Here is a 10,760-nt window from a genome sequence, read left to right as displayed (position 1 = left end):
ATCAGCCTGTTTTTCCTCGGGCGAAGCCCGGTTGTCAGGTTTTATCATAAGAGGGCGCCTTCTATAAATGTAAGGCGCCCACAACAACCCTCAGCAGCAGAGCCGCTGTCAAACTTAAGAACCCTCGGGGCGATAGCCCCGTCAAACTTTAGAACCCTCAAGCCCCATAGGGGCTTGTCCATAAGGCGGTTGTATGGTTTTCGCCGCCAAAGGCGGTATAAAAAATGGCGCCAAAGGCGCCGTACCTCGCCAGTGGGCACGGTCAGCCAACCAATAGGTAAGCCCTTTAATGGGCAGGCTAAGGGCCTACTTTGGCTGACTTGGAGGTCCTATGCAGGACCTCCACAATACTTCATACCTCCCGAGGGCGGAGCCCTCAACCCGCCTGTAAGGCGAAGCCGATCACAGGCAGAACCCTGGCAGCCCAGGGCCAGAGGCCCGGCGGCTGCCTCAACCCTCACGCCCGTAAGGGCGTGTCAACCTTCGGGAATACTGGAAAGCACCGCCATGGCCGCCAGCGCCCCTATTTCCTCCGTTCCGCGAAGGTCACGTGGTGCTGATCGATATACCTTGCAATGAGGAGAGCGGTCTGCTCGGGATGGCAGTTGGTGGTATTGATGACCAGGTCCACCCGGTCCCTCCATTTGGCCCATTTCCGGAGCATCTGCCTCACGTAGCCGTCTACATCGGAATAGTCCATGGTGGGCCTTTTGCCTATGCGGCGCCGCACCCGTTCCGCCAGACGGAAGGGACGGGCGTAGAGGAGAATCATCAGTCCGTATTCGGAAAGGAGATGGAATTTTTCCTCGGTCATGGGATAATTTCCCCCCATGGCAATCACCGCTTCATGGTAGTAGCGCACATGGTTGATGACCTGCATTTCCTTTTCCGCAAAGGCTTCGGGCCCTGCTTCTTTATAAATATCTGCTATTTTCTTTCCGGTTTCACGCTCCATCATCCGGTCCGTATCCGCCAGCTGCCATTCCAGTCCGTCAGAGAGTATTTTCGCCGCCCGGCTCTTGCCTGTGCCCATGGGACCGATGAGGACTATATTTCTCTTTTTCATAGGTACCTCGGATTTGGAATGTCTGAACCTCCATTTTATAGGCCAGCCCTTTTGGCGACCGCTTCAGTTCCCTGAGGTTCACGGCATTCCATCTTTCTTTGCCTTTTATTATATCAAAGGTTTGCACGATTTGTGCATAGGTACCGGTGCCGGAAATATGAAAAATATGAAATATTCCATTTTCTCCTTCCTCCACTTTTTCAGAAACGGCGTCCACCTTAAGGCCTCCTTCTTCGGCTGCATTCACCAGAAAAGCGGGGGAAGCAGGGGAGAAAAGACTTTCCAGAAAGGGAAGGCACGAGGGGCGGCTGGGGGCTTGGGAAAAAATTTCTACCTGCCTGTTTTCTTCCTCCAGACTCCGGGACAGGTTTTCCTTTTCCAGAGCCATCAGTTTGAGATAGCCGCCGGAAAGGAGGAAGAAAAGGGCAAGGAGCAGGAAGGTTCTCCCGTATTTCCTGTCATTCATGAGTCTCATCGGGTCCATGATTTCCTCCTTTCAGGGAAATGGTGAAATCTACCAGTCCTGTGACGGGGTCTGCCTTCCGGCTGCCATTCCGGGCAGCCATGCCCCAGGAGGCGGAAAAGGAGTTCCGAAACAGGCTGAGCCGCTCGTTTGACTGGGCTGTGCCCTCTATGTGTATGACGTCTCCCTCCTGTCGGATGGAGGAAATCACAATGCCCGGAGGCACTGACTCTGCCAGAAGGACCAGTTTTTCTTCCCACCGGCCATCCTTCTTTTCCAAATCGCCCAGCAGCTGTTCCAGTTCCCTTTCCCTCACGGCCGTCCGCCTTGCTTCCACCAGCTGTTCTTTCTGCGGCTTCAGCCGGCCCTCTTCCCGGCGCAGGGCGGACAGCCGGTTTTCCGCTGAAAGGAATTCTCCCCCTGCCAGGAGGAAGAACAGGAGAGACACAAGGCACAGGCCCTGGGCAGCCCGAAGGGTCCGGTTTTCTTCGGTGATAAAGGATTTTCTCTTTTCCGTGAGAGGAAGGGTGAGCCTGCCGGAAGACAGGCGGCGGAAAAGGATTTCCATATCCGCCCAGCCGCCGTAATCAGATAGAAAATTTTCCGCCATGGTCAGGCTGCCTGGCAGAAGACCATTCTCTCCCTCTCTTTCAATTTCCTCCTTCATCCTTTCTTTCCAGAAAGTTTCTTCTTCCCTGCCGCAGTCCGAAAGGGGAATGAAGAAGCATGTCCCTTTCTGTATATTGAAATTGGCCAGGCAGCGTTCCATAAAGAGGGCGCCCTTCCCTTTTTCTTCCCTTCGTAGAATACGGCTTCTTAAAAGGCGGTCTTTCCGGAAAATGAGGATGGCCGACCGTTTCCGTCCATAGAGGATGAAATGGGGTTCTTCGGAAAGGGGCACCGCCGTCACTGGCAGCGCTTTTCCCACATGGCAGCCTGCCAAGGCGGCGCCCTTTTCCCACAGGGAAAGGGTTTCCTTCTTCACCGCTTCCACATGTACTTCCCAGCCCAGGGGACTGTGGGACGTCACCTCCCAGCCCGGGGCCATGGGCTCTTCCGTACGGAAAAGGCGGTCTTCCTCCCAATACATGGTTTCTACCATTTCTTCTTCCGTCATGGCCGGATACTTCCTGTTTTCCAGACGAAGGTCTGGAAAATTGACCAGAAGGAGGATTTCCTTACGTTTCATGCCCTGCTCTGCCAGCGCCCGGAAGGCAGCAGCCACGGCATTTTCCGTCATTTCTTCCAGCGGCACCGAAGCGGTGCGAAGGAATCTCCCCTCCTTGAGGTCCGCCGCCCACAGCTTTCCTGCCAGCAGGACACAGACCATACCAGGGTGACGCCAGGCCTGCCACCGCTGCCACAAGGGGTGGGCTGTCATTTTCTTCATCCATTCTCCATGGTTCATTTCTGATATCCTCCACCTGAATCCTTATCTTTCCATGATTCACTTCTGATATCCTCCACCCGAATCCTTGTCTTTCCCTCTTCTTCATCCTTTTTGTATGTAAGTCTCACATAACGCCGGTAATCCCTGTTTCCATCTTCCGCCCGGGACAGGATGACTCCCTCCCGGGGAAAAGATACCGCCACGGTCCTGTCATTCAAGGAAAAGGAAATCTCCCCGGCTGTCCCCTTCCGGGAAAAGGAAGCCAGGGCCCAGTTGGCGCCGCTTTCCGCCGCATACACCGAAACAAGCCCTTTCCGGTAGCGGAGAACCGATTCCCCGCTCCGCCCTTCATAAAAAACAAAGGCCACCGACAACGTGAGAAGGGCTGTCATAAAGAGGAGGAGCATCATGGAAAGACTTCCCTTTCTCCTATTCATAGGCTTCCCCCTTTTTATAAAAATCGGCGTAGGGAATCACCGACGTTTCAAAATCCCGATCCATTCCCATCATCTGGTGGTGCATGGTAAAGGAAATGGTCACCGGTCCTCCTTCGGCCTGCCGGAAAAGGGAGGGCCTCCCCGGAAGGAATGCGTAGGCCTCAGGCCCTGTGTATTCACCGGTAAGAGGCTGGATATTGTCATTGTAGAGCCGGAGCTTCAGCTTCTCCCGGTCCACGAAGAAGCGGTAGGTTCCCTCGGTGCCCCGGGCAGTGAAATCTCTGTAATCATAAGAATTCCCCCTGACACCACCGGCAGCGCTATGGCGGTTATTCCTGATTTTCTCCACCATGAAATCCATGGCAAAGAGCCCTGTTTCCGAAAGTTTCGTCCCTGTCCTGCCCCTTTCCAGAGCAGAAAGCCAGGATCCCGCCAGCGGCAGAACCATCACGGCCAGGGCGGAAATGAGGAAAAGCGCCATCAGCCCGTCCAGAAGAATCACGCCTTTCCTTCTCATAGCCCATCCTCCACCAGTGTTTCCAGAACAAAGCCGCCGCTTTCTTTCCCCTTCACCAGACAGCGGACCCGCACCATAGGTACCTCCTGCAGCAGCTCCTTCTCCTGCCGCACCTCTATATCATAGGTGCGGCCATTCCTTGTCACCGCTCCCGAATGAGGCATGGCGCCTTTCCCAAAGCGGAGGAAATACTTCGCCCTTTCCATCACATCCTGGGCAATGAGAGCCTCCTCCAGCTCTGTCTCCCGCCTGGCCTCCAAATTCAGGGCCCAGTAAAGGGAAAAGGCCATGCCGGAAATCAGAATTCCTCCCGCCGTCAGGGCCGTAATCGCCCAGATAAGAAGAAAGCCTTTCCGTTTCATAGGACCTCCTTGGGGCCGCAGAGCGGCCCGGATTCAAAAAGGTTCAGAAGGTTCAAAATGAAAGGTCCTTAGGATTGACCGGTCCCATGGGCCGGAGGGTTCTTAAGTTTGACGGCCCTTTGGGCCGAGGGTTGTAGATTGCCCTTCGGTGCACAGCGAACACATTTTGCACTATGCGAACTGGATTTGTAAGGGAGCATCAGCGACCCGAAAATCCAGTGAGTCAGTGACAGCAGAGGATGAAGGAGCGCTAGCGACGCGCAAAATGTAGTGAGTCGTTTCCCCTTTAGGGGGCAATACTTATAAAGTCAGCGTTACGGGATGACCTTGCTGTATCATATGGCATGATAAGCATTCTGCAGTGGAAAACCATACAACCGCGCCTGCGGCGCGAGGTCGGCCTGTTTTCCCACGAGCGAAGCCCGGTTGTTAGGTTTTATCATAAGAGGGCGCCTTCTATAAATTTAGAGGCGCCACCACAACCCTCGCGCCGGAGGCGCGTCAAACTTAAGAACCCTCGAGGCGATAGCCCCGTCAAACTTTAGGACCCTCAAGCCCCATAGAGGCTTGTCCATAAGGCGTGTCAACCTTCGGGAATACTGGAAAGCACCGCCCAGGTCCCGGTCCCGATCCCGACCTCGCCCCAGGCGCCTTCGGCGCCGAACCCTGCTAATTCACCCTCACCCTGCCGGTATACATAGCCACGGTGACCTGCCTTTTGTACTTTCCATCCCTGGTGGTGAGCACGGCAGAATAGGTCTCTCCGTCACCGGCAAAATCCTTGCGGAAAGCCAGCTCCAGTCTGCCGGACAGGCGGATGGAGGCGGGCAGCCTTCCCTCCGGCTCCATACGGCTCACGCCGCGGCGGGTATAATAAATCACCTCTCCCCTGTCATCGGGCAGACAGAAGAAATAATATTCGTTGGCCGTATTTCCATAACGGCCGGTGTCATTTCTGGACAGCACCTGCACCTGCCGGATAGCGGCTGCCAGTGTTTCCGCCGCCAGGTCCAGTTCCTTTTCCTCCTGCCAGGAGCGGATGGACGGGAATGTCAAAGCCCCTGCCAGGGATACCAGAAAAAGAATGACCAGGGCCTCAGCCAAAAGGAAACCAGGGCGGCAGGAGAGGACCCCATATTTCCTGCCATCCATAAGCCATCACCCCTCCCAAGGCAATAAAAGGGCCGAACCGCACCGGATCCCCTGCTTTTTTCCTTCCCAAAAGAAGGGGAATCGCCAAAAAGAGCAGGGCGGACAAGGCGGAAAACCAGATAAAAAGGAGAGCCGTCAGCGGCGAAAGCCAGAAGGCGACGCCGGTGGAAAGCACCAGATCCCCGGTGCCCATGGACTTTTGGGAAACCAGGTACAGCACCACATATATGGTAAAAACAAGGGCCGCCGATAAAAGACTGTCCCCGGCGCCCTGCCGCCGGAAAGCGGTCATGAACCCGGTCACCGCCAGAAGCAGGCTCCAGCCGTCGGAAAGATAACCGGTACGACAGTCCTCCAGCGCCGCCAGCGTCAGCAGCAGCACAAAAAGGGCAGGGGAAAAGAAGGATGGGCCCCTCACAAGGAGGGCGCCATAGCCTAAGACGCCTCCTGCCCAGAGAGCCTGCCATTTCCTGTGCCGCCAAAGGCGGTCCCAGAAAACCGTTCCTTCTTCCCCTGCCCTTTTCATCGTGCCTCCATGGTCCGCTAACCGCTGACCGCCTTCCGCCGACCAGTCCACCAGCTCACTAGTCCACTAGTCCACTGATCTCACTAAGTCACCGTTCCAAAAGAAGAATAGGTCTTCCCCTTGAACGACGCCACCACTTCCCCTTTCTCCTTCATTTCATAGGTCACCGTCTTATCCGGCGGCTCCGGCACCTTTTTCAGATATCCCTCTTCCCTGCTGCCTACCAGGCTGTCTAGGGATGCAGGATAGACCCCATTCTTCACATAGTACATCTCCGCTGCCGTGCCCAGGGTGGAAATATCCGACCGGATCCGTGCCACCTTGGCCTCATCGGTGAGGCCCGTCAGGTTAGGCACCGCCATGGCCGCCAGCACCCCGATAATAGCTACCACAATGATAAGCTCCAGAATCATAAAGCCTTTTCTTTTTCTTTTCCTTCTCTCTTCTTGCATGATGTGACTCCCTGCCGGTGCAGCTTTTCCGCCGGAAATGACTGCACCCTTTCTCTTTGAACCTGTAAGAAACCAATCAGAAAAAAATCCAAATCCCCTGTATGGATATGGAAAGAACCATCTGCCATGACCTGCTAAGCTTCCCAATCCTCCTCTCCCACAAAGCGGCCTACACGCAGCCTGAATGCTTCATATTTTCTCTGAGCCACAGGAAGAATCCTGCCGCTCTTCAATACCACCCGATCCGGTCTGATTTCCGATATTTCATTCCCATTCACCAGAATGCCCCGGCAGGGAGAAATAAAAAGAAATGGCGAAGCATCGGCAAGCCGTTCCTCCAGCTGCCGCATACGGCCCCGCACCTCCAGCTGCCGGCCATCGGTCAGACAGAGCACCTGGTGATGATCATCGCTCACCACGGCCTCCAGGGTAGACAAATCCACCACTGCCTCGCCCTCTGCCATTTTAAACACCATCTGCCTGTGCCAGTCCCGTTCCACAAAAGCAATCCCCCGTCTCAGCCCTTCCAGAGCCTCCTTTTCCGACAGCGGCGTCACAAGATAATGGACCGCCGCCAGCCGGAAAGCATCCATACAGTACCCATCGGTGGCAGACAAAAAGACAAGAGCCGGCTTCTCCGGCATCTTCCGGAGCGCCGATGCCGTATCCACCGCATTCATGCCCCGCACTGACGTATCCAGGAAAACGATTTCAAAGAACTTCTTCCGATTCTCCACTTCCTGCAGAAACACATAGCTGTTTTCATAGGACACAAAGCCCAAAGACAGGCCCTGGCTCCTCATGAACTCACCGCATACCTTTCGAATCATGCCCACCGTATCGGGCTCATCGCTCACCACTGCCACATGAACCATAGACTCCGCCTCCCTCCGGGAAACTCCACGGCATAAGAAACAATGCAAAGGAATCCTGAAAATACATGGGTTTATGAAATGAGATAAAGCGGAAAACCAACGAAGGATTTTCTTTCATTATCATATAATTTTTCATATGAGTCCAATAGAAAAGAATCATTGTGTATAAAGATAGAATGCGTTTATTGCATAATAGAATGTTTTATCCGTATAGGAAAATGAAATCCCCCGGTCCCCCTCCCGGAACCATCCTGTTTCCTATCTCATTTCCATACTGTTATGCCTTTTTGGAAATATAGCCATCCACTGGAAGTGATATAATAAAAGTTAACTACAATCATTCATATCCCTGCCAGCGGCGGAAAACCTGTCCCGCTGCCCAACAAGCAAAGGAGGAATCATTATGGCATTAAAAGAATTTGAATTCGGTTTCGGCCATGGCATCCAGAAAGTCAGTCTGCCGGAAGAACATATTCTGGACGTACTGGAAGGGAACCCCACACCGGCCTGCGACGTAAAAGAAGCCACCCTGGAATGCATGCGTCATCCCATTGGATCCAAATCCCTGCAGGAAATCGTCTCCAAAGGAGACAAAGTCTGCATCGTCTGCGCCGACGTCACCCGTATCTGGAACCACTCGGACCAGTTCGTCATCCACGTGGTGAACGAACTGAACCTGGCCGGCGTACCTGATGAAGACATCTGCATCCTCTTTGCCCAGGGCACCCACAGAGAACAGACACCGGAAGAAGACATCATGGTAGTAGGCGAAGAACTGACCAAACGGGTGAAACTGTACCAGCACCACTGCATGAACAAGGACGAACTGGTCCACGTAGGCGACACCAGCCGCGGCACCCCCGTATGGATCAACAAACATGCCGTGGAAGCGGACAAAGTCATCGTGATTGACGGCATTACCACCCACCTCTTTGCCGGCTACGGCGGCGGCAGGAAACTGATTCTTCCCGGCGTGGCAGGAGACGACACCATCCAGATCAACCACTGCCATGCCCTGGGAGAAAAATTCGGCAGCGGCATCAACCCCAAAACCCGCTCCACCCTCCTTACGGACAACCCCGTTTCCGACGACATGCAGGAAGCCAGCGACATGATTAAGCCCTGCTTCCTGGTTCACTCCATCATCAACTCCGAAGGCAAAATCTGCGCCATGGTAGGCGGCGACCCCTACAAAGCCTGGCTGGAAGGCACCAAAATCGTCTACCGCATCCAGAAAGTCCCCTTCAAAGCCAAATGCGACGTAGCCTTCGCCTGCGCCGGCGGCTACCCCAAAGACGTATCCCTCTACCAGGGCTGCAAATGCTATGACCCCTCCGACGTAGTCACCAAAGAAGGAGGCATCATCATCGCCATCATGGAAGCCAGCGACATTTACGAACCGCCGGCCTACATGGGCAGCTTCAAATACGACACCGAAGAAGAAATGGAAAAAGCCCTGCGCCACCATTTCACAATCCCCTTCTTCGTAGCCTTCAACCTCTTCTGCATGACCCACAAATACCACATCATTCTGGTAACCAAGCCCGAAAACTTCGAAGCCATCAAAAAGACCAACCAGACCCCTGTGGCTACCGTAGAAGAAGCCTGGCAGCTGGCGCAGAAAATCCTGAAAGACCAGGGAAAAGACGACTACACCATCACCATCATGCCCCACTGCGCTGCCATCGTTCCCTACCTGAAAGACTGATAATAAGAAAATTCAAAATACGGAACAAAAAAGCAGGATACCCCGCTGGCATCCTGCTTTTCTGATGCTTTGTCCTACCCACAAAAACGCGGTTTTTCATTGACAGAACCGCCATTTCTGACTATAGTAAAATGTGTAGAAAAGAAAGGGGGCGCGCCATGCTTCGAGCTTACAAACATAATGAAAACCATATACTCTGTGAAGTACCGCTGGAGCAGCTGGAAAAAGGCTCCTGGATCAACTGCGCCGCCCCGGATACAGCGGAACTGAATAAACTGAACGAACTCACCGGCATTCCCGTAGACTCCCTGCAGACCGCACTGGATAGAGAAGAACGGTCCCACGTGGAACTGGAAGACGACTACATCTTCGTCGTCGTCAATACGCCGGTGGTGCTGGAAACAGATGCCTACGACGCCCTGCCGCTGGGTATCTTCATTACCCGCCAGTACTTCGTCACCGTCTGTCTGGAAACCAACTCGGTGATACAGAAATTTCTGAACAACTCCTTCACCTCCTTCCAGACCTATAAAAAAACCCGGTTCCTCTTCCAGATCCTCTCCCAGGCATCCTCCTCATTCCTGTTCTTCCTGCAGCAGATTTACAAACAGACCGACGTCATCGAAACCCAGGTCCGGAAATCCCTGCAGAACAAAGAACTCTTCCGCATGCTGGAACTGCAGAAATCCCTGACCTACTTCAACTTCGCCCTTCACGCCAATGAAAACGTGATGGAACGCCTCATGCGTCTCCGCAACAGCCCCCTTCACTCCCTTCTCAAAATGTACGAAGAAGACGAAGACCTGCTGGAAGACGTAATCATTGAAAATAAGCAAGCCTTGGAAATGGCGGAAATCTATACCAACATTCTCATGTCCATGATGGACTCCTTCTCCTCCATCATCTCCAACCGCCTGTCCCAAATCATGAAATTCCTCACCTCCGTCACCATTATCCTGGCTATTCCCACATTGATATTCAGCCTCTGGGGCATCAACGTCCCCGTCCCCTGGGCCGATGCGCCTTTAGGATTTGCAGAAGTCATCCTCATAGGCATACTCGTCACCATGGTGGCCACCTTCGTCCTGTGGAAAAAAGATATGCTATAAAAGGAAAAAAACCGGCTTTGGCCGGTTTTTTTATTGAGCGCGGCTGGCGCCATGGGACACACCTGCGGTGTGAAGGTTGACGGCCCTTTGGGCCGAAGGTTGTGGCCGCCTGTCGGCGGCGGGTTGTGTTCGCTAGCGCTCAGGGGGCGACAGCGCCTGCGGCGCTGAGGGTTGTGGTATCGATGAGTATAAAGTCAGCGTTACGGATTAACCTGTCTGCATCATATGGTAAAATAACCATTTTGCTGACTGGCTCGCTACGCTCGCCTCCCCCTATCCGGCTTCGCCGGACTTCCCCCGCAAGCGGGGGCAGAATAAAACACCGCGAAACACTCTCTTCATAAATGGCTCTACAGTAAGCACGGGTTATAGTGCCACTGTGCACATCCTGCATAGGATGTGCAAGTTGGTCAAAGTAAGCCCTAAGCCTGCCCATAAAAGGGCCTTCCTTTTGATGGACCAACCAAACTGCGGGGGTGACAAAGGAACTGGATTCATAGGGGAGCCCCGCGACCCGCGAATCCAGTGACATGCTTCCCACCGGGAAAGGTGGTGGCGCCAGCCACCAAAGGGGAAATGCATTTCCGACGCCCACAGGGCGGTTGTGAAGGTTTTATCATAAGAGGGCGCCTTCTATAAATGTAAGGCGCCCACAACAACCCTCAGCGGCAGAGCCGCTGTCAAACTTAAGAACCCTCGGGGC

General features: G+C 53.9%; 12 protein-coding genes. 2 read left to right on the top strand and 10 right to left on the bottom strand.

Annotated elements, in window-relative coordinates; all coding sequences use genetic code 11:
* Positions 1 to 523: 523 nt before the first annotated feature.
* The 10 genes from HMPREF9453_RS05460 to HMPREF9453_RS05415 all read right to left on the bottom strand — a co-directional run bounded on the left by HMPREF9453_RS05460 (position 524) and on the right by HMPREF9453_RS05415 (position 7,240).
* Positions 524 to 1,066, bottom strand: a complete 543-nt coding sequence (locus HMPREF9453_RS05460) for a shikimate kinase (protein ID WP_040380033.1) — start codon at positions 1,064 to 1,066, stop codon at positions 524 to 526.
* Complete coding sequence (locus HMPREF9453_RS05455; protein WP_008859560.1) at positions 993 to 1,550, bottom strand: hypothetical protein; 558 nt, start codon at positions 1,548 to 1,550, stop codon at positions 993 to 995. The genes HMPREF9453_RS05460 and HMPREF9453_RS05455 overlap by 74 nt, the downstream gene beginning before the upstream one ends.
* Positions 1,525 to 2,937 (bottom strand): PilN domain-containing protein, encoded by a 1,413-nt coding sequence (locus tag HMPREF9453_RS05450; RefSeq protein ID WP_008859559.1) that lies wholly within the window; start codon positions 2,935 to 2,937, stop codon positions 1,525 to 1,527. The genes HMPREF9453_RS05455 and HMPREF9453_RS05450 overlap by 26 nt, the downstream gene beginning before the upstream one ends.
* Positions 2,934 to 3,356 (bottom strand): hypothetical protein, encoded by a 423-nt coding sequence (locus tag HMPREF9453_RS05445; protein WP_008859558.1) that lies wholly within the window; start codon positions 3,354 to 3,356, stop codon positions 2,934 to 2,936. Before HMPREF9453_RS05445 ends, HMPREF9453_RS05450 begins: the two co-directional genes overlap by 4 nt.
* Positions 3,349 to 3,873 (bottom strand): hypothetical protein, encoded by a 525-nt coding sequence (locus tag HMPREF9453_RS05440; RefSeq protein ID WP_008859557.1) that lies wholly within the window; start codon positions 3,871 to 3,873, stop codon positions 3,349 to 3,351. The genes HMPREF9453_RS05445 and HMPREF9453_RS05440 overlap by 8 nt, the downstream gene beginning before the upstream one ends.
* Positions 3,870 to 4,235 (bottom strand): hypothetical protein, encoded by a 366-nt coding sequence (locus tag HMPREF9453_RS05435; RefSeq protein WP_008859556.1) that lies wholly within the window; start codon positions 4,233 to 4,235, stop codon positions 3,870 to 3,872. The genes HMPREF9453_RS05440 and HMPREF9453_RS05435 overlap by 4 nt, the downstream gene beginning before the upstream one ends.
* 669 nt (positions 4,236 to 4,904) lie before the next feature.
* On the bottom strand, positions 4,905 to 5,387 hold the full coding sequence (locus tag HMPREF9453_RS05430) for a pilus assembly FimT family protein (protein ID WP_008859555.1): 483 nt from the start codon (positions 5,385 to 5,387) through the stop codon (positions 4,905 to 4,907).
* Positions 5,332 to 5,913 carry a prepilin peptidase gene (locus tag HMPREF9453_RS05425; protein WP_008859554.1) on the bottom strand — a complete coding sequence of 194 codons (582 nt, stop codon included), beginning with the start codon at positions 5,911 to 5,913 and terminating at the stop codon, positions 5,332 to 5,334. The genes HMPREF9453_RS05430 and HMPREF9453_RS05425 overlap by 56 nt, the downstream gene beginning before the upstream one ends.
* Positions 5,914 to 5,996: 83 nt before the next feature.
* A complete protein-coding gene (locus HMPREF9453_RS05420; RefSeq protein WP_008859553.1) occupies positions 5,997 to 6,365 on the bottom strand; it encodes a type II secretion system protein in 369 nt (122 codons plus the stop codon).
* 134 nt (positions 6,366 to 6,499) lie between these two features.
* On the bottom strand, positions 6,500 to 7,240 hold the full coding sequence (locus tag HMPREF9453_RS05415; protein WP_008859552.1) for a LytR/AlgR family response regulator transcription factor: 741 nt from the start codon (positions 7,238 to 7,240) through the stop codon (positions 6,500 to 6,502).
* A 403-nt stretch (positions 7,241 to 7,643) separates the two neighbouring features.
* On the opposite strand from HMPREF9453_RS05415, the gene larAH10 reads away from it, so the two are divergent.
* Positions 7,644 to 8,948 (top strand): NPN-dependent 2-hydroxyacid racemase, LarAH10 family, encoded by a 1,305-nt coding sequence (gene larAH10 / locus HMPREF9453_RS05410; protein WP_008859551.1) that lies wholly within the window; start codon positions 7,644 to 7,646, stop codon positions 8,946 to 8,948.
* 158 nt (positions 8,949 to 9,106) lie between these two features.
* The gene (locus HMPREF9453_RS05405) at positions 9,107 to 10,057 is read left to right on the top strand and encodes a magnesium transporter CorA family protein (RefSeq protein ID WP_008859550.1); all 951 of its coding nucleotides are present in this window, start codon (positions 9,107 to 9,109) and stop codon (positions 10,055 to 10,057) included.
* The last annotated feature ends 703 nt before the right edge of the window (positions 10,058 to 10,760 follow it).

The sequence above is a fragment of the Dialister succinatiphilus YIT 11850 genome (assembly GCF_000242435.1).
Classification (GTDB): domain Bacteria; phylum Bacillota; class Negativicutes; order Veillonellales; family Dialisteraceae; genus Dialister; species Dialister succinatiphilus.
Note: the sequence above shows the minus strand (reverse complement) of the source record. Positions and strands in the feature narration are given on the sequence as shown.